This window comes from Streptomyces sp. Je 1-369, from assembly GCF_026810505.1.
Lineage (GTDB): Bacteria > Actinomycetota > Actinomycetes > Streptomycetales > Streptomycetaceae > Streptomyces.
In genome coordinates this window covers 968,789-986,805 of sequence record NZ_CP101750.1, presented here as the reverse complement: position 1 = coordinate 986,805, position 18,017 = coordinate 968,789, and the positions used below count along the sequence as shown (strand labels likewise).

Below are 18,017 nucleotides of genomic sequence, written 5' to 3'. Positions count from 1 at the left end.
CGTGCCCCGGGACCTCACGCGCACCACGGTCGGCATCGTCGGCGCGGGCCCGGCAGGGCTCATGCTCTCCCACCTCCTTGCCCGCGCGGGCATCGAATCCGTCGTGGTCGACCACCGCACCCGGGCACAGATCGAGGGCACCAGCCGGGCGGGCATCCTGGAGGCGGACAGCGTCCGGCTGCTGACCGACACCGGAGTCTCCGACCGCGTGCTGCGCGAGGGGGAGCGGCACGACGGCATCGAGCTGCGCTTCGAGGGCATGGGCCACCGCATCGACTTCCAGGGACTCGTCGGGGAAAGCGTGTGGCTCTATCCCCAGACCGACGTGTTCACCGACCTCGCCGACGCCCGCGCACGCGACGGCGCGGACCTCCGCTTCGGCATCACGGGAACGCGGGTCGTCGACCTCACGGCCGAGCACCCCGGCATCCTGTTCGACGACGCCGTGGGGCGACCCTGCGAAGTGCGGTGCGACATCCTGGTCGGCGCCGACGGGGCGCACGGCGTGTGCCGGACCGCGGCGCCCGAGGCGGCCCGTACGCACTACTTCCGCGCGCACCCGTTCGCCTGGTTCGGCATCCTCGTCGAGGCGCCGCCCAGCGCCGCCGAACTCGTCTACACCCACTCCGAGCGTGGCTTCGCGCTCATCAGCCGACGCACCGACACCGTGCAGCGCATGTACTTCCAATGCGGTCCCGACGAGGACCCGGCGGACTGGTCCGAGGACCGGATCTGGACGGAGCTGCAGGCCAGAGTGGCCGGACCGGACGGCTTTTCCCTCAAGGAGGGACCCGTCACGGACCGCTCGGTGCTCAGGTTCCGGAGCCTGGTGTGCGATCCGATGCGGTACGGCAACATGCTGCTGGCCGGGGACGCCGCCCACACCGTCCCGCCCACCGGCGCCAAAGGGCTCAACCTCGCGCTGGCGGACGTGCGCGTGCTCGCCGAAGCGGTGGAGAGCGCCGTCCGCACGGCCGACCGCGCCGCCCTCGACACGTACGGGCCCCGGGCGCTGCGCCGCGTCTGGCGGGCCCAGCACTTCTCCCACTGGATGACGTCGATGCTGCACGGGCTGCCCGACGCCACCGACTTCGACACGCGCCGCCAGCTCGCCGAACTGGCGGCCGTGACGGGCTCCGCCGCCGGATCCACGTACCTCGCCGAGGCCTACACCGGGTGCGGAGCCCTGCCCTCCCGGTGAGGACGACCGGAGGTCGTCACGGGTAGGAGACCACCGTCGACGGCACCGTGGAACTGCCCGACGTGGCGGAACCGGTGTCGTTGATGACGTGCTCGTACTGGCCCATGCCTCCGAGCGACACGACCAGGAGGTGGTGGAATCTGACGCCCGGCGTCCGCGGGGCGGCGAACCCGTGGTCCTGGCGGATCGAGGGATCCGAGGTGTAGTTGCAGTAGCTGCCGAGGCCCCAGCCCTCGTGGGACGTCACCGAGCTCGCGACCTTGTAGGCGGCGAAGCCCTTCACGTTCCCGTCCTGGACCGACGCCTGGTTGGGCGCGTCGTACGCCTTCTCGTTCTGGAAGAAGATCGTGCGCCCCCGCTGTCCCGACCATTCCACGTCGTACTTGTTGAAGTGCTCCACGAACAGACCGGTCGCGAGGACGTCGTCACCGCGGACGTGCACCCCGTAGTCCGCGCGGTTGGTCTCCCAGCCCACCCCGGCGCCGTGGTCGGCACGCCACACCCAGGTGTGGTCGATGATCGTGTGGCGGCTGTTGACCTCCATGCTGAGCGTGGCCTTGCCGGGGCCCGCGCCGCCGATCCTGATGAAGACGTCCTGCACGGTGATCGGGTTGGCCGAGTGGTCCCTGGCGGAGCCCCGCGGCCCCACCTCGAGCAGCACGGGTGAGTTGACCGGACCGGCGTCGATGAGGAAACCGGCGAGCCGCACCCCGTCCACGTCGGCGACCTTCATCGCGGCGGCGCCGCCGTCGGGCACGAGCGTGGCGTAGCCGAGGCCGAGTACGACGGTGTTGGCGCGGTTCACCTCGACGGCGCGGTCGATGTGGTAAATGCCGGGTGTCAGGAGCAGATGCAGGCCCTGGGCGAGGGCCGCGTTCATCGTGGCGGCGCTGGTGCCGGGCTTCGCGACGTAGAACTGGCTCAGCGGCAGTGACGTACCGCGGGGAGTCCCGTTCCCCCACGTCGTGCCGCGCGCGTTGGTCCGCTTCTCCGGCAGGAAGACCCGGTACTCCGTGCCGTTCAGGTACAGGAAGGGCTTCTCGCGCGAGATGGGCGTGGTGTCGAGCGTGGTGTACGGGGGGTTCGGGAAGCTCTGGCCCGGCGCGCCCTGGACGCCGGAGAACACCATGTTCCACACGGCGTTGACCCAGCCGCCCACGGAACTGTCGCGGGTGTACCACTGCTGCTGCGAGTACGGGCCGACACTGCCGTCGATCCTGCTGTCCGCGATGTAGCCGCCGCTGGCCCAGCCGTAGCCGTTGGGCGCGAGGTTGAGTCCGCCTCTGATGTGCATGCGGCGGAAGGGCGCCGCCTGCGCCACGGCCCACCGGTTGGTGCCGTTGACGGGCGTGAGCGCGAGGTTCTCCGCGGAGCGCCAGAAGTTTTGCGTGGCGTTGCCGTTGAACCAGCCGGCGTCGACCGTCACGTCACCGTTGATCGACGTGTCGTCGGGGGACAGACCGAGGCCCGCTATCGAGGTGTAGAACCCGAGTTGGGCGTTGAGCCCGTTGTACGTGCCCGGCTTGAACAGCAGCGCGTAGCGCCCGGTGCCGAACTGCGCGCTCTCCTGCTGCTTGAAGATCTGGTCCAGCTTGGCCTGGATGCCGGACGTGGAGGGCGAGAAGACGATCACGTTGGGCCCGAGGTCGCCGCCGCCCGGCAGACGGGCGGCCGGGGTCCGCGCCGCGGCGGGGGAGGCGGTGGTGGCGAGGCCCGCGGTGGCGGCCGACGCGGCGATGGCGCCCAGAACCGCGCGGCGTGTGGGGGAAGTTGGCATGGGGGCTCTCCTGTTTCAGGAAGTGAACGATCGGGAGCCGGGGGAGCGCTCTCTTGACCGGGAATAGTTCATCCGCGTGAGGGGCGCGTCAAGGGGTTGCGCTGTAGTTACCGGTGGTTCCCCTGATGTCACATCAAGAAGGCCCTGCACAGAGCCTGTTGGCGGGCGGGAGAGGCGCGGATCGGCTCTCGCGAGGGGCGGACGGCGCCCTGATGCGGGGGTGGCTCGGAAGCGTTCACTTTCTATTGACACGCTCGCGCCGGGGCCGCAACACTCCGGATCGGGAGAGCGCTCTCCCGATCCGACACAACCCACTGGCAACCCAACCCACGGGCAACCCAACCGATCCGGCTGACTCGGCAGGAGGTCTCCATGGCACGGAGATCGAAGATCATCTCAGGGTTACTGATGTCCGGCGCGCTCCTGGTGACGTCGCTGGGCGTGGGCGGCATGGCGGCGGGCGCCGACTCCGCCCCGCCCTCTGCGCACCCGATGCCCTCGACGCACCACCACCAGGGGCACACGATGGCGCCGTCCACCGTCGCCGCCGCGGAGGACCGCGACGGCGACGGCACCATCCCGGCGAAGTCGCAGGTCACCGGCGCGAAACCGGCAGTGAAGGCGCCGCCCCACCGCTACTTCCACGAGTTCCAGGCCAACTGCTCGGTGACGCACACCAGGCCCGACGACCCGATCGTCTACCCCGGCCAGCCGGGCAAGTCCCACGACCACACCTTCATGGGCAACACGACGACGGACGCCCACAGCACCACGGACTCCCTGAAGCGCGGGAACACCGCGTGCAAGGCGCCCGGCGACAAGTCGGCGTACTGGATGCCCACCCTCCTCAAGGCCGGGCAGCCCGTGCTTCCGGTGGGCCCGCAGGTCATCTACTACAAGGCGGGCGTCACCGACTACACCAGCGTGCGCCCGTTCCCGGAGGGGCTGCGCTACGTCGTCGGCAGTCCGACGCAGAGCGCCGACGAATTCCGCCGCCACCCCGGTTTCGTGGAGGGCTGGGAGTGCGGTGAGAGCTACTTCAACGTCGACATCCCCAAGAACTGCCCGACGTCGGCGGACACCCAGCTCAACATCCGCTTCCAGGCGCCGAGTTGCTGGGACGGCAAGAACCTCGACACGCCGGACCACCAGAGCCACATGTCGTACCCGAAGGTGAAGGCGGGGACGAACGACAACATCTGTCCCGCGTCCCACCCGGTGGCGGTGCCGATGATCGAGTTCAAGATGGCGTTCCCCGTCAACGGCGACCTCTCACAGGTGAAGCTGGCGAGCGGCACGGGTCACTCGTTCCACTACGACTTCTTCAACGCCTGGGACCCCGCGACGCTCAAGGCACTGGTCGACCACTGCGTCGTCGGCGGGCTGCAGTGCAACGCCCGCGGATACGACGAGACGCACCCCGAGGCGGGCGCGGCGCTCGACGAGAACTACGAACTGCCCTGACCGGCGCCCCACGCCCCACCTCCCCGCGCACCCCACCCCAACCCACCCCCACAGGAGACCCCGCATGCCCAGAGTCCGCACACCCCGCCCACCGACGAGACGGCGGCGCATCGCCGTACCGCTCACCGTCGCCCTGCTCGCCTCCGGTGCCCTCGCGCTGCCCGCCCAGCAGGCGGGTGCCGCGGGCAGCGTGGTCAAGGTGACCGGATCGCAGGGGAACTGGCAGTTGACGGTGAACGGCTCCCCCTACCAGGTCAAGGGCCTGACCTGGGGGCCGAGCGTCGCCGACGCCGACAAGTACATGCCCGACCTCACGTCCATGGGTGTCAACACCATCCGCACCTGGGGCACCGACGCCTCCAGCAAGCCGCTGTTCGACTCGGCCGCCGCCCACGGCGTCAAGGTCATCGCGGGCTTCTGGCTCCAGCCCGGCGGCGGCCCCGGTAGCGGCGGCTGCGTCAACTACCTGACCGACACGGCGTACAAGAGCCAGATGCTCGAAGAGTTCCCCAAGTGGGTGCAGACCTACAAGGACCACCCGGGCGTCCTGATGTGGAACGTGGGCAACGAGTCCGTGCTCGGGCTGCAGAACTGCTACACCGGCGCCGAGCTGGAACGCCAGCGCGACGCCTACACCACCTTCGTCAACGACGTCACCAAGAAGATCCACGCCGTCGACCCCGACCATCCCGTCACCTCGACCGACGCGTGGACCGGCGCCTGGCCCTACTACAAGAGGAACGCCCCCGACCTCGACCTGTACGCCGTGAACTCCTACAACGCGGTCTGCGACATCAAGTCCACGTGGGAACAGGGCGGTTACACCAAGCCGTACATCGTCACCGAGACCGGGCCCGCGGGGGAGTGGGAGGTGCCCGACGACGCCAACGGGGTGCCGCAGGAGCCCACCGACCGCGCCAAGGCCGAGGGGTACACCAAGGCCTGGAACTGCGTCACCGGCCACAAGGGTGTCGCGCTGGGCGCCACGATGTTCCACTACGGAACCGAGTACGACTTCGGAGGCATCTGGTTCAACCTGCTGCCCGCGGGCCAGAAGCGGCTCGCGTACACCGCCGTGAAGAAGGCGTACGGCGCGGACACCGCCCGGGACAACACCGCGCCCGTCATCTCCGCGATGAACGTCGAGGGCGACGCGGGCAAGGTCCCCGCGGGCCGCGCGCTCACCCTCACCACGCAGGCGACCGACCCCGACGGGGACGCGCTGAGCTACGAGGTCCTCGCCAACAGCATGTACATCGACAAGGACAAGAACCTGACGCCCCTGCGCCACACGAACGAGGGGAACGGCCGCCTGAAGGTAACCGCACCCGACCGGACGGGCGTGTGGAAGATCTACGTCAAGGTCACCGACGGCAAGGGCAACGTGGGCGTCGAGACGCGCTCGGTGCGCGTGGTGGCCCCGCCGGTCGACGGCACGAACATCGCCCTCGGCAAGGCCGCGAAGGCGTCCTCCCAGCAGGCTGGCGGCGGTGACTGCCCCTGCACCGCGGCGGGCGCCGTCGACGGCAAGGCCACGACCCGCTGGGCCAGCGACTGGAGCGACCCCCAGTGGCTGCAGGTCGACCTCGGCTCCCGCCGTTCGTTCCGGCACGTCCAGCTCAACTGGGAGACGTCGTACGCGAAGGCCTACACGATCCAGACCTCCGACGACGGACAGAACTGGCGGACCGTCCACGAGATGAAGGACGGCAACGGCGGCATCGACGACTTCGACGTCGACGGCACGGGCCGCTACGTACGGGTCCACGGCACCGCGCGCGGCACGGGCTGGGGCTACTCGCTCTACGAGTTCGGCATCCACCAGTGACCCCTGACCCACCGGACCATGAGAGGCGAACCATGATGGGAGAGCGCTCTATCACCGTGCTGTGCAGGGAAGTTAGAGTGCACGCATGGAGAGACAGTCGCTGACGCTCGAGGACGTGGCACGGGAGGCGGGGGTCTCCCGTGCCACGGTGTCACGGGTGATCAACGGAGTGCGCAACGTCGACCCGGCCATCCGTGACGTGGTGCGCGAGGCGATCGAGCGCACCGGGTACGCGCCCAACCGGGCGGCACGCTCCCTGGTCACCCGCCGCACGGAGACCATCGCCCTCGTCATCTCGGGCGCGGGCGAGGAGAGCGAAAGCGAACGGGACGACAGCCGTCCCGGCGACGGCGTGCGGAACGCCTTCGCGGCCCGGGTGTTCGCCGACCCGTTCTTCGGCCGCGTGATCAGCGGCGTGGTCGGCTTCCTGCGGCCGCGGTCCATGCACCCGGTCCTGATGGTCGCCGAGAGCGCGGCGGCCAGGAAACAGGTGACGGAGTTCCTGCGGCAGGGCAGCGCCGACGGAGCGCTGGTCGTCTCCACGCACGCGGAGGACCCGCTCCCGGCGCAGCTCGTCGCCGAGGGACTGCCCGCCGTGTGCTTCGCGCGTCCCGCGCTGCCCGTCCCGATCAGCTACGTCGACCTGGCGCACCGCGAGGGCGGACGGCTCGCCGCGGAACACCTCCTCGCGCGCGGCCGACGGCGGCTCGCCACGGTCACGGGGCCCCTGGACCTGCCGGCCGGACAGGAGCGGCTCGCCGGTTTCCGGGAGGCGCTGGAACGGGCGGGAACGGCGTACGTGCCGATCGCCGAGGGGGCTTTCACCCGGGAGAGCGGCGCCGCGGCGATGGCGGAACTGCTGGCCGAGCACCCCGGCCTGGACGGCGTGTTCGTGGCCAACGACCTCATGGCGCAGGGCGTCTGCGAGCTGCTGCGCGAGAGAGGTGGCGAGGTGCCGCAGGAGGTGGCGGTGGTCGGCTTCGACGACTCCAGCGTGGCGCTGACCTGCCGCCCGCCGCTCACCACCGTCCGCCAGCCGGTGGAGGAGATGGCGGCGGCGATGGCGCGGCTGCTGCACGAGCACGTGCACGGCGTCCGGACGGAACCGACGTCCCTGATCTTCGAGCCGGAGCTGGTGGTGCGGGACTCGACGTGATGCGGAGGATTCGGATGGGGGCGAACGTGTGTACTCGCCCGAGGCGTGGGCACGCGATGAGTGCAGGGGTGACATCCTGCCGGAGCCGCTGACCGGTCAGTGGGCGGCTCCACCTCCGAGCTGAGCGGCCGCGGCCTTCGTGGGACAGGGCCGCGGCCGTTCATGCGTTCCGTCCCGTGGAATGCTCAGCGGGCCGCCCACGCCACGACGCCGCCCAGGACGAACAGCAGGCACACGGCGATGTTGGTCCGCTTGTAGGCGACGAGGACGGCCACGAACTCGCGGATCGTCGCGTTGGGCCAGAAGTACGCCGCCGTGGTCGAGCCGACCACCTGCCCCCTGACGTCCGCCCGGCGGGCCATGAGCGCGGCGCGGAAGGCGTGGTAGTTGTTGGTGACGACGACGCACCGGTAGTCGGCGCCGGTCTTCTCCATGATCGCCTTGCTGAAGCGCAGGTTCTCCTCCGTCGTCGTCGACCGGTCCTCCCGCTCGATCAGGTTCGCGGGGAAGCCCCGCTCCACCAGGTAGTCCGCCATCGCGTGCGATTCCGGCAGGTCCTCGTCCGGGCCCTGCCCGCCGGAGGCGATGAGCACCGGTGCGCCGCCGCGCTTGCTGAGCTGCGCGTGCACCTCCCGGGCCCGCTCAAGACGGCTGGCGAGGAGCGGCGGCACCGTCGACCCGCCGATGAGGCCGGAGCCGAGGACGACCACGTAGTCGGCCTTGCGGCGGATACGCATGCGGCCGTAAAGAAACGCGTACACGACGAAGCTCAGGAACAGGAACGAGAGGTAGGAGGCGAGACCGAGCGCCGCCGTGCCCACGCCGATCAGCACCGGCGTCCGCAGCACCGCCGCCGTGACCACCAGGGCCACGACGCCGATGACGCACACCGCGCCCATCAGGGACAGCAGGTTGGCGGGGCTCCTGCCCTCCTTGCGCACCATCTGCAGCCCGTTGAGGAAGAGCAGGCCCACGAGTACGAGGATGCCCACCGCCCCGAGGGCGAGCAGCGTGGCGGCGATGACGAGCCCGGTCGTCGAGCCGGACGAGATCAGCCGGTACATCCAGGCCGCGAGTGCGCAGAGCGCGGCGAGGCCGAGGAGCACTGCGTTGCCGAACCGGCGGCGCTCGCGCACCATCCGCCAACAGAAGACGAGGAAGAGCAGGGCCGCCGGGGCGTAGAGCAACATCCGCACAGATTACGGTCAGTGCAGGACGTCGAACACGTTCTTCTGCAGGCCGTTGGCGTAGGCCTCGTGCTCGACGAGCCGCAGCTTCTGGGTGTCCTTGTCCGTGGCGCTGAACAGGCGCTTGCCCGCGCCGAGGAGGAGCGGGAAGACGAGCAGGTGGTAGCGGTCGATCAGACCGGCGTCCGACAGGCTCCGGTTGAGGGAGGCGCTGCCGTGGACGATGACCGGGCCGCCGTCGGTCTTCTTCAGCGCGGCGACGTCGTCGAGCGAGCGCAGGATCGTGGTCTCGCCCCAGTTGTCGACGAGGTCGCCTTCGCCGAGGGTCGTGGAGACGACGTACTTCGGCATCACCTTGTACTGTGCGAAGTCCTCCATGCCGGGCCAGACGGGGCTGAACGCCTCGTAGCTGACCCGGCCCAGCATCAGCGCGGCGGCCTCCTGCTGTTCCCGGCCCTTGATCTCGTACGCCTCCGGGAGGAAGTCGATGTCCTTGAACGTCCATCCGGAGTTCCGGTAACCGGGTTCGCCGCCCGGAGCCTCCACGACGCCGTCGAGCGAGACGAAGGCGGTGCTGATCAAGGTACGCATCTGAGTTCTCCCGTAGGGCTTGGGTGTGCGGCAACTATCGCTGAAGACTGCCGCACACGCGGGAACTCATCGGTGGTCCGGCCGCCGGTTCAGCGGCGTCCCCGCAGCCGCGAGAGGAGCGAGCGGGCCTGCGCGCGCTTGCGCGGGTCGGCGGCGGCACGGCGCGCCGACGCGATGTTGCGCCGTCCCTGCGGGGTGCGGCTGTAGGTCCTGATGCGCGAGAGCAGTCCGGCCATGGGGTCCTCCCTGGTTCGTGCCGCCCGGTGCGTCCCGCCGTCGCGGCGGATGAGCGGTCGGTCGGTGTGCGGTTGCTGTTCCCGTACCCGGAGCGGCCCGCCTGATGCGGGCGGACCGACGGCTACCGGTGACCGCGACTGACCGCGCGCAATTCGGGCAGCCGAAGAACATGGCTGTTCTCAGGAAATGCGCACGCCCGATGCTCGCCTCCGTCTTCGTCACGGGCGGGCTGCAGACCCTCCGGGACCCCCAGCGCGCGGTCCCCGCCGCCGAGCCCGTGGTCGCGCCCGTGGCCTCCCGGATCCCCTGGCTCACGGAGGACCCCGAGCGGCTCGTCCGCATCAACGGAGCGGTGCAGCTCGGCGCCGGCCTGATGCTGGCGACCGGCCGCGTCCCGCGCGTCGCGGCCCTCGCGCTCGCCGGCACGCTGGTGCCGACGACCTTGGCGGGGCACGCGTGGTGGAAGGAGAAGGACCCGGAGCAACGGGCCGCCCAGCGCACGCAGTTCACCAAGAACCTCTCGCTGCTCGGCGGCCTGCTGATAGCGGCGGCCGACACGCACGGCAAGCCGTCCGTCGCCTACCGCACCCGCACCGCCGCCGTGACCGGCCGCCGGGCGGCCCGCCGCACCCGCCGTGACGCCACGAAGGCGCTGAGCGGCGTGGCGGGGGACGCGGCGGGGACGTTCCGCTCGCTGACCGGGAGCGCGCGGAACGCTGTCGCCCGCCAGTTCTGAGATTCCCTGTTGCGCAAGCGCTTGCTGTGGTGGTGGGGGCAGTGGCACCCTCGTGGCCGCCCCACCCCCCACCTCGCAGGAGCACGCCGTGAACCGGACCGCGAAGACACTGACCTCAGCGGGCGGCCTCGTCGTGGCCGGAGTTCTGGCGTGGGTCGTTTCCGCGCCGCGCGGAGCCGACGTCACGGCGCACGACGGCGGCAGGCCCACCGAGCAGGCCAAGAGCGCCGAGCGGGGCACACGTGCCAAGAGCGTGCTGTGGGACGGTGACGCCTCCCACGGGCTCGGCGTCTTCGGGACCACCCTGTGCGACGCGCCGGGCAGCGTCACGGTCGACAACTGGGGTACGGCCCGCGGTGACTTCTTCAAGTTCAACAAGCCTGTCGGCGTGCCGCGCTGCGAGGCGCACAACGTGCGGACCGGCCGTGGTGAGTACGCCTTCCGTGACGGGCGCACGTACTGGTTCGGGTGGGACTCGATGACGAAGACGGGGGAGGCGCAGACCGTCTTCCAGTGGAAGTCCAACGGCACCAACGACCAGCACAGCCAGAACTACCCCGTGATCATGAAGGTCGAGGACGGCAGGCTGAAGGTCTGGTACGTCGCCCCCGGCGAGGAGTGGATATCCATCGGCTCCGCCCCCTGGTCGGCCGGGGCCTGGCACTCCGTCCAGCTCGGCATCACCACGAGTTCCGGCGGTTCGGGGAAGCTTTCGGTGTACATGGACGGCAAGGAGATCGCTTCCCGTTCCGGCGCCCGTACCTGGGACGACCTCGGCAACAAGCCGCGCTGGGGCACCTATTGGGGCACCGACGGGAGTACGGCGGCCATCAACTGGATCGACGGCCTGGCGATGGGGGAGTCCCGGGCCGACGTCGACTGACCCTCGCGCACGGCGGGTTCACCCGCGGACTTGGGGGCATCCGGCGGAGTATGACGACACGTGATGGGCACAGTGGCTCGTTCGCAATGGGCGAGATGGAGCGCGGTACTCCACAGAGACTCGAAGCGCGGCAGCGCATGCGGACCCTGGCCTGGGGCGCCCTGTGCGTCCTGCTCGCCGTGTGGTCGGTGGCCTGGGGCGTCGGCGCCGCCACGGGGACGGCCGACGCGTGGGCGTACTTCGTCCCCGGGGTCGTCCTCCTCGCGCTCGCACTGTGGGCGCGCCGCTCAGCCGTCCGCAACAGCCCGCCGCGGCACCTGTGACGGGCGCTGAGGCGGGCGCGGGATGCGCCTGGGCGTAGACGTGGGCGCGGCTCCGGAGGTGTACTGGGAACATATATGGATACTCTCCGTATATGCGACATCATGATCTCCTCGTCCTCGGCGTCGGTTCCGGAAACGTGCTGATCGACGACCGCTTCTCCCATCTGGACGTCGCCGTCGTGGCGGAGGGCCCCTTCGGTGGCACCTGTCTCAACGCGGGCTGCATTCCCAGCAAGATGCTCGCCGTGACGGCCGAGGTGGCCGACGGCGTACGGGAAGCGGGCCGGCACGACGTGTGGGCGAGGTCGGACGGCGTCGACTGGTCTGCCGTGCAGGAGCGCGTCTTCGACCGCCTCGACTCCGTGTCGCGGGACGGCGAGGAGGACCGCCGCGCCTCGGACTTCGTGACCGTGTACCGGGGGCGCGCCCGGTTCACGGGGGAGCGCGAGCTCCTGGTGGAAACGGCCGACGGGACAGCGACGCTGTGCGCGGACCGGATCGTCGTCGCGGCGGGCGGCCGTCCCGTGGTCCCGCCCCCGGTCGCGGACTCCGGCCTCCCCTACGAGACGTCCGACACCGTGATGCGTCTCGACGGGGTGCCCGAGCGGATGGTGGTCCTCGGTGGCGGCTACATCGCCGCCGAACTGGCCCACGTCTTCCACACGGCGGGCACCTCCGTCACCGTCGTCGAGAAGAAGGACACGCTCCTCGCCGAGCAGGACGAGTCGGTCGCTTCGGCTTTCACCGACATCGTGCGCGACCAGTACGACCTGCGGCTCGGCCGCGAGCTGGTCCGCGTGGAGGGAAGTCCGGGACGGCTGCGGCTGACCCTCGATGACGGCTCGGTCATCGAGGCCGACACGCTGCTCGTCGCCGTGGGCCGCGAGCCGAACAGCGACACGCTCGACCTGGACAAGGCGGGCATCACGTGTGACGACAGCGGCATGATCGAGGTCGACGCGCAGCTGCGTACCGGCGCCGACGGCGTCTGGGCGCTCGGCGACATCATCACGGGGCCGCCCCTGAAGCACGTGGCCAACCGCGAGGCCGAGATCGTCGCCCACAACCTCCTGCACCCCGACGAGCCGCGCACGATGTCGTACGACGTGGTGCCCGCGGCCGTGTTCACGCGGCCCCAGATCGCTCAGGTGGGGATCACCGAGCAGGAGGCCCGCGGGCAGGGGACGGAGTACGTGGTCGGCACGCGACGGTACGAGGACGTGGCGTACGGCTGGGCGCTGGAGGAAAGCCAGGGCTTCTGCAAGGTGTTGGCCGATCCGGAGTCCGGCCGCCTGCTCGGCGCGCATGTGCTCGGACCGCAGGCCGCCACCCTCGTCCAGCCGCTCGTCCTCGCGATGACCTTCGGGCTGACGGCGCGCGACGTCGCCGAGCGCCCGCTGTGGATCCATCCGGCCCTGACCGAAGTGGTCGAAAACGCCCTGCGTGATGTGGAAGAGCAACGGCGGAGCCGCACCACCGGGTGAGCGGCACGTGGCACGGATCAACGGGAGGCCTGCGAACAGGCCTCCCGTTTTCACGTGATCACCATGATTAAGTTAGGTTAGCCTTTCCTGAGTGTGGACCAGGGGAGAGAGTCCGCGCTGCGCGTTTTGAAGGAGCCACCCGATGAACCAGACCTTGTCGCCCGAGCGTGTCCGAGCCGATATCGCGGAGCTGCTCGACTGCGACCCCGCCGAGATCGCGCCCGACGAGGACCTGTTCGACCTCGGTCTCGACTCGGTGCGGATCATGACCCTGGTTCAGCGGTGGCGTGCCGCGGGAGCGACCACGCTGGAATTCCCCGACCTGGCCGAGCAGCCCGAACTGGGCCACTGGACGGCTCTCCTGACGGAGCGTGCCGCGTGACCCGCGTCGACCACCGCCACCGTCACCTGGACCGGATCGCCGAGGTCCGCGAGGGGCTGCACGCCGAGAAGGTGGGCTACCCGATCGGCATCCGGGAGGCCGAGGTCGTCCGCACCGCCAAGGTCGGCGAGGGCCTGCTGCGGCTGACCCTGGGCGGTCCCGGCACCGAGGGGTTCGAGGCGCACGCCCCGGACGAGCACGTGAAGCTCATCTTCCCGGAGCCGGACGGCGAATTGCGGCTGCCCGAGCGCGACGGGGCGATGCTGCGCTGGCCCCGGCCCGCGCCCACCTCGCGCGAGTACACCGTGCGCCGCTACGACCCCGTCACGGGCGAACTCGACATCGACATCGTCCCGCACGACGGCGGCCTCGCCTCGGACTGGGCGCACGCGGTCGAGCCCGGTGCCGTCGTGCACGTCGCGGGCCCGCCCGGGGGGCTGATCGTCCCGCACACGTACGACCGCTACCTGCTCGCGGGCGACATCACGGCCCTGCCCGCCATCGCCCGCCGGCTGGAGGAGCTGCCGCGGACCGCCAAGGGCTGGGCGTTCGTCGAAGTCGCCGACGCCGCAGAGGAGATCGAGCTGTCCGCGCCCGAGGGCTTCGAGGTGCACTGGCTGCACCGCGGCGGACTGCCCGCGGGTTCGGGTGGCGCGCTCGAGCGGGCCGTGACCGCCGTGACCGTGCCCGAGGGGGAGCGTGTCTACGTGTGGGTCGCCGGCGAGGCCGGGCAGATCAAGCCCCTGCGCCGCTGGGTCCGCGACGAGTTGGGGCTCGGCAAGGCCGACCACGACATCACCGGGTACTGGAAGCGCGGCGTCGCCGACTTCGACGAGGACGATCACTGACAAACCGGCAGTACGGGCGCGCGAAATCGTTGCGCGCCCCGATTGACCTGCCGCGAGGGCCATCTACTAAGGTGAGCCTTACCTAAGCAACAAGGAGCGAAACATGTCCATACGCAGATCGTCGGGCCTGGTCGGTGCCGTGGCGCTGGCGCTGATGGTGACCGGGTGCGGATCGTCCGACGGAGGCTCGGACGACACCGGCAAGGGCAAGACGCGGGTGTTCGCCGCCGACAACGGCAAGATCACCATCCCGTCCGACCCGAAGCGTGTGGTGGCCACCGGCTATGCCGTCCCGGCCCTGATCGAGGGCGGCGCGCCCCTCGTCGGCATCTCGTCCTGGAAGCGGGGCGAGTCGATGATGAGCAAGCAGGACCTCGCCACGTACAAGAAGACGCCCAAGGTGGCGGGCGAGCTGGCGACCGAGACCAACTACGAGGCCATCGCCGAGGCCGAGCCCGACCTGATCGTCATCGGTGTCCCCGCCCCGGTCCTCGGCGACATCGACGTCAAGCGGCTCGAAGGCATCGCCCCCGTCGTCGCGGTCGGCCCGACCGTGCCGTCCGCCTGGCGCGACCTGGCCCACAAGCAGTCCGACGCGGCGGGCGCGCTGAAGAAGTTCGATGCCGCCAAGGCCACGTACGAGGCAAAGGCCGGCAAGCTGTCCAAGAAGTACGCGGACGTGCTGCCCAAGCTGAAGCTCGGCCACGTCGGCGCGTACGGCGAGACCGCGAAGGGCACGTTCCAGCGCGAGTTCGGCGGCTCGTGGGGCACCAACATCGCCGAGGACGTCGGCGCGAAGTACTACGGCAAGGTCAAGAAGCCCGGCCCGGGCTCGAAGGCCGTCAGTGAGTACCCCTCCATCGAGGAACTGCCGGACGCCCTCGGCAAGGCCGACGCCATCACCTACTCCGTCAACCCCGACGGCAGCGTCCCCAAGCCGGTCAAGTACGTCATGGACTCCAAGCTCTGGAAGAACCTGCCCGCGGTCAAGGCCGGCAAGACCTTCCCGATCCGCTACACCGAGGCCGCGACCTACGGGCAGGCCATGCAGACCCTGGACGCGATCGACACGTCGTTCGCTCCGCTCCTGAAGCGGTGACCGTCGCGGGCCGCGCCTGTGAGGCGGCCGGAACCAGAAAGGCCGTCCCGCGGACCGGCCTGCTCGTCGGCGGCCTGGCGCTGCTCGCCGTCGTCGCCGTGCTCAGCATCGGCATCGGCGCCCGCTCGGTCGCGCCCGGCGAGGTCGTGCGGGCCCTCTTCGACTACCAGGGCAGCAACGACGACCACGTGATCGTGCGGGACGTCCGCGCACCGCGCGCCCTGCTCGCCATCGCGGTGGGCGCCGCCCTCGCGGTGGCGGGCGCCCTCATCCAGACGCTGGCCCGCAACCCGCTCGCGGAACCCGGCATCCTCGGGGTCACCGCGGGCGCCGGGTTCTCCATCACCATCGGCTCCGCCCTCGGACTGACGGTCAACCAGGCGGGTGAGCTGGGCTTCGCGGTCATCGGATCGGTTGTCGCCGCGCTCCTCGTCGTCGCCGTCGGACGGCACTCGCCGCTGCGCCTGGTGCTCGCGGGCGTCGCCCTGACCGCCGTACTGAACGGCGTAGCCCTGGGCCTGCGGCTGATGCTGCCCGACACCTTCGACGCGTACCGCTTCTGGTCGGTCGGCTCGCTCGCGGCCCGCGAACAGGCCCCCATGGCCCTGCCGGTGACGGTGATCGCCCTCGCCCTGATCGGCGCGCTGCTCCTGAGCCGGGCGCTCAACGCCCTGTCGCTCGGCGAGACCGTCGCGCACACCCTGGGCGCCAACGTCGGACGGGTGCGCATCGCCGCACTCGCACTGATCACCGTGCTCAGCGGCGCGGCGACGGCGGTGGCGGGACCCATCCTGTTCGTCGGCCTGATCGTGCCGCACCTGGTCCGCAGGCCCGCGGGCGGTTCCGTGCCGTGGCTGATCCTCTACACGATGGTGCTCGGCCCCATCCTGCTCCTCGTCGCCGACATCGGCTCGCGCGTCCTGCTGCCCACCGGCGAAGTGCCCGTGGCCATCGTGACCGCGTTCCTCGGCGGACCCATGCTGATCTGGGCCGTGCGCCGCTACGGGGCGGGCTCCCTGTGAACACACTCGTGACGAAAAGCGTGCACACACTCATACCGAGAACCGAACGCCGCACGGTGGTCCTCGTCGCCGTCATGACCGTCCTGATGCTCGGCCTCGGCCTGCTCGGACTCTGCTACGGCACGTCATGGTCCACCCCCGGCGAGGTGTTCGCGTCGCTGACCGGCACCGACCGCTCCGTGGTCATCTCCGACTGGCGGCTGCCCCGCGTCCTGGCCGGTCTCGTCTTCGGCGCCGCCCTCGGCGTCGCCGGAGCGATCTTCCAGAACCTCACCCGCAACCCGCTGGGCAGCCCGGACGTGATCGGCCTCGACGCGGGCGCCTACACCGGCGCCCTCTTCGCCCTCACCGTCCTGTCCGGCACCTCCGCCCAACTGGCCACCGGCTCGGTGGTCGGCGGCCTGATCATCGCCGCCGTGATCTACCTCCTCTCGTTCGACCGGGGCTTCTCCGGGCTGCGCCTCGTGGTGATCGGCATCGCCGTCAACGCGATGGTCACCGCGATCAACTCGTGGATCGTGCTCCGCGCGGACCTGGAAGTGGCGATCGCCGCGGTCGGCTGGAGCGCGGGCTCCCTCGCCGGCGTCGGCTGGGAGGACCTGGGCATCCCGTTCACGGTCATCGCCGTGCTCCTGGCCCTGATGGCGTCGCGGGCGCACGCCATGCACCAGGCGTCCCTCGGCGACGCGATCGCCGTGACCACCGGCGTCGGACTGGGCAGGCTCCGGCTGCTCATGGTGCTCGTCGGCGTCGGCTGCACCGCCACGGTGACCGCCGTCGCGGGACCCATCGCGTTCATCGCCCTCGCCGCCCCGCAGATCGGCCGCAGGCTCGCGGGCGCCGCGGGCGTACCGCTGCTCCCGGCCGCGCTGACCGGCGCGGTACTGCTCCAGGGCGCCGACCTCGTCGCCCAGATGCTCCTCGCACCCGTCGCCCTGCCGGTCGGCGTGGTGAGCACCGCGATCGGCGGCTGCTACTTGATCTGGCTCCTCAGTAAGGAGGTGGCGCGCGCGTGACCGCACGCCTGACCGCGCGGGACATCACCCTGCGCTACGGAGACCGGGTGGTCTCCACACGGCTGAACCTGGACGTCCCCGACGGCGCGTTCACCGCCATCGTGGGCCCCAACGCCTGTGGGAAATCCACCCTGTTGCGCGCCCTCGTCCGGCTGCTGCGCCCCCACGAGGGGCACGTGGAGTTCGACGGCCGCGAAGTCGGCGGCTACCCCGCCAAGGCCCTCGCCAAGCAACTCGGCTTCCTGCCGCAGGACCCCCTGGCCCCCGAGGACATCAAGGTCCGCCAGCTCGTGGCCAGGGGCCGCTTCCCGCACCAGTCGCTGCTCGCCCTGCGCTCACCGGACGACGACGCGGCCATCGCCGAGGCGATGGTGGCCGCGGGCGTCGAGGACCTCGGCGACCGGCCCGCGCAGGAACTGTCCGGCGGACAGCGCCAGCGCGTGTGGATGGCCATGGTCCTCGCCCAGGAGACGCCCTACCTCCTCCTCGACGAGCCGACGTCGTTCCTCGACATCACCCACCAGTACCAACTGCTCGGCCTGCTCGCCAGGTTGCGCAACGAGGGCCGCACCGTCATCGCCGTACTCCACGACATCAACCAGGCGTGCCGCTTCGCCGACCACCTCGTCGCCATGAAGGACGGCCGGGTCATCGCCGAGGGCGACCCCGGGGACATCGTGGACGCCGCGCTGATCAAGGACGTCTTCGACCTGCCGAGCATCATCGTCCCCGACCCGGTCACCGACACGCCGATGGTCGTCCCCACCCTGCAAGGAGATTGAG

Annotated in this window: 18 protein-coding genes; 14 read left to right on the top strand and 4 right to left on the bottom strand. The window is 70.6% G+C overall.

Annotation, left to right across the window (positions count from 1 at the left end; translation table 11 throughout):
• Position 1: 1 nt before the first annotated feature.
• Positions 2 to 1,201 carry a 4-hydroxybenzoate 3-monooxygenase gene (locus NOO62_RS04270; protein WP_268769550.1) on the top strand — a complete coding sequence of 400 codons (1,200 nt, stop codon included), beginning with the start codon at positions 2 to 4 and terminating at the stop codon, positions 1,199 to 1,201.
• Between the two features lie 16 nt (positions 1,202 to 1,217).
• On the opposite strand, the gene NOO62_RS04265 is transcribed toward NOO62_RS04270, so the two are convergent.
• Entirely contained in the window at positions 1,218 to 2,978 is a 1,761-nt protein-coding gene (locus NOO62_RS04265; RefSeq protein ID WP_268769549.1) for a coagulation factor 5/8 type domain-containing protein, read from the bottom strand.
• Between the two features lie 372 nt (positions 2,979 to 3,350).
• Here NOO62_RS04265 and NOO62_RS04260 point away from each other — a divergent pair, with 372 nt between their 5' ends.
• From NOO62_RS04260 to NOO62_RS04250, 3 genes are all read left to right on the top strand, one after another.
• Positions 3,351 to 4,442 (top strand): DUF1996 domain-containing protein, encoded by a 1,092-nt coding sequence (locus NOO62_RS04260; RefSeq protein WP_268769548.1) that lies wholly within the window; start codon positions 3,351 to 3,353, stop codon positions 4,440 to 4,442.
• Between the two features lie 64 nt (positions 4,443 to 4,506).
• Positions 4,507 to 6,270, top strand: a complete 1,764-nt coding sequence (locus NOO62_RS04255) for a discoidin domain-containing protein (protein ID WP_268769547.1) — start codon at positions 4,507 to 4,509, stop codon at positions 6,268 to 6,270.
• Between the two features lie 85 nt (positions 6,271 to 6,355).
• The gene (locus NOO62_RS04250) at positions 6,356 to 7,426 is read left to right on the top strand and encodes a LacI family DNA-binding transcriptional regulator (RefSeq protein ID WP_268769546.1); all 1,071 of its coding nucleotides are present in this window, start codon (positions 6,356 to 6,358) and stop codon (positions 7,424 to 7,426) included.
• A 185-nt stretch (positions 7,427 to 7,611) separates the two neighbouring features.
• On the opposite strand, the gene NOO62_RS04245 is transcribed toward NOO62_RS04250, so the two are convergent.
• The 3 genes from NOO62_RS04245 to NOO62_RS04235 form a co-directional block, all read right to left on the bottom strand.
• Positions 7,612 to 8,616: a YdcF family protein gene (locus NOO62_RS04245; protein ID WP_268769545.1), complete on the bottom strand. Its 1,005-nt coding sequence runs from the start codon at positions 8,614 to 8,616 to the stop codon at positions 7,612 to 7,614.
• Between the two features lie 15 nt (positions 8,617 to 8,631).
• Positions 8,632 to 9,204: a dihydrofolate reductase family protein gene (locus tag NOO62_RS04240; protein ID WP_268769544.1), complete on the bottom strand. Its 573-nt coding sequence runs from the start codon at positions 9,202 to 9,204 to the stop codon at positions 8,632 to 8,634.
• 89 nt (positions 9,205 to 9,293) lie between these two features.
• Positions 9,294 to 9,440, bottom strand: coding sequence for a hypothetical protein (locus NOO62_RS04235; protein WP_268769543.1), 147 nt, complete (start codon positions 9,438 to 9,440; stop codon positions 9,294 to 9,296).
• 170 nt (positions 9,441 to 9,610) lie between these two features.
• Here NOO62_RS04235 and NOO62_RS04230 point away from each other — a divergent pair, with 170 nt between their 5' ends.
• From NOO62_RS04230 to NOO62_RS04185, 10 genes are all read left to right on the top strand, one after another.
• Positions 9,611 to 10,177: a DoxX family protein gene (locus tag NOO62_RS04230; RefSeq protein ID WP_268769542.1), complete on the top strand. Its 567-nt coding sequence runs from the start codon at positions 9,611 to 9,613 to the stop codon at positions 10,175 to 10,177.
• An 88-nt stretch (positions 10,178 to 10,265) separates the two neighbouring features.
• Positions 10,266 to 11,060, top strand: coding sequence for a heparin lyase I family protein (locus NOO62_RS04225; RefSeq protein ID WP_268769541.1), 795 nt, complete (start codon positions 10,266 to 10,268; stop codon positions 11,058 to 11,060).
• Between the two features lie 137 nt (positions 11,061 to 11,197).
• Positions 11,198 to 11,383, top strand: a complete 186-nt coding sequence (locus NOO62_RS04220) for a hypothetical protein (protein ID WP_268769540.1) — start codon at positions 11,198 to 11,200, stop codon at positions 11,381 to 11,383.
• Between the two features lie 92 nt (positions 11,384 to 11,475).
• Positions 11,476 to 12,867, top strand: coding sequence for a mycothione reductase (locus NOO62_RS04215; RefSeq protein WP_268769539.1), 1,392 nt, complete (start codon positions 11,476 to 11,478; stop codon positions 12,865 to 12,867).
• 142 nt (positions 12,868 to 13,009) lie between these two features.
• Positions 13,010 to 13,249 carry a phosphopantetheine-binding protein gene (locus tag NOO62_RS04210; protein WP_055569977.1) on the top strand — a complete coding sequence of 80 codons (240 nt, stop codon included), beginning with the start codon at positions 13,010 to 13,012 and terminating at the stop codon, positions 13,247 to 13,249.
• On the top strand, positions 13,246 to 14,097 hold the full coding sequence (locus NOO62_RS04205; RefSeq protein ID WP_268769538.1) for a siderophore-interacting protein: 852 nt from the start codon (positions 13,246 to 13,248) through the stop codon (positions 14,095 to 14,097). The genes NOO62_RS04210 and NOO62_RS04205 overlap by 4 nt, the downstream gene beginning before the upstream one ends.
• A gap of 103 nt (positions 14,098 to 14,200) precedes the next feature.
• Positions 14,201 to 15,196 carry an ABC transporter substrate-binding protein gene (locus tag NOO62_RS04200; RefSeq protein WP_268769537.1) on the top strand — a complete coding sequence of 332 codons (996 nt, stop codon included), beginning with the start codon at positions 14,201 to 14,203 and terminating at the stop codon, positions 15,194 to 15,196.
• Complete coding sequence (locus NOO62_RS04195) at positions 15,193 to 16,218, top strand: FecCD family ABC transporter permease (protein WP_268769536.1); 1,026 nt, start codon at positions 15,193 to 15,195, stop codon at positions 16,216 to 16,218. Before NOO62_RS04200 ends, NOO62_RS04195 begins: the two co-directional genes overlap by 4 nt.
• Positions 16,219 to 16,292: 74 nt before the next feature.
• Positions 16,293 to 17,234: a FecCD family ABC transporter permease gene (locus tag NOO62_RS04190; RefSeq protein WP_268775461.1), complete on the top strand. Its 942-nt coding sequence runs from the start codon at positions 16,293 to 16,295 to the stop codon at positions 17,232 to 17,234.
• A complete protein-coding gene (locus tag NOO62_RS04185; RefSeq protein WP_268769535.1) occupies positions 17,231 to 18,016 on the top strand; it encodes an ABC transporter ATP-binding protein in 786 nt (261 codons plus the stop codon). The genes NOO62_RS04190 and NOO62_RS04185 overlap by 4 nt, the downstream gene beginning before the upstream one ends.
• The last annotated feature ends 1 nt before the right edge of the window (position 18,017 follow it).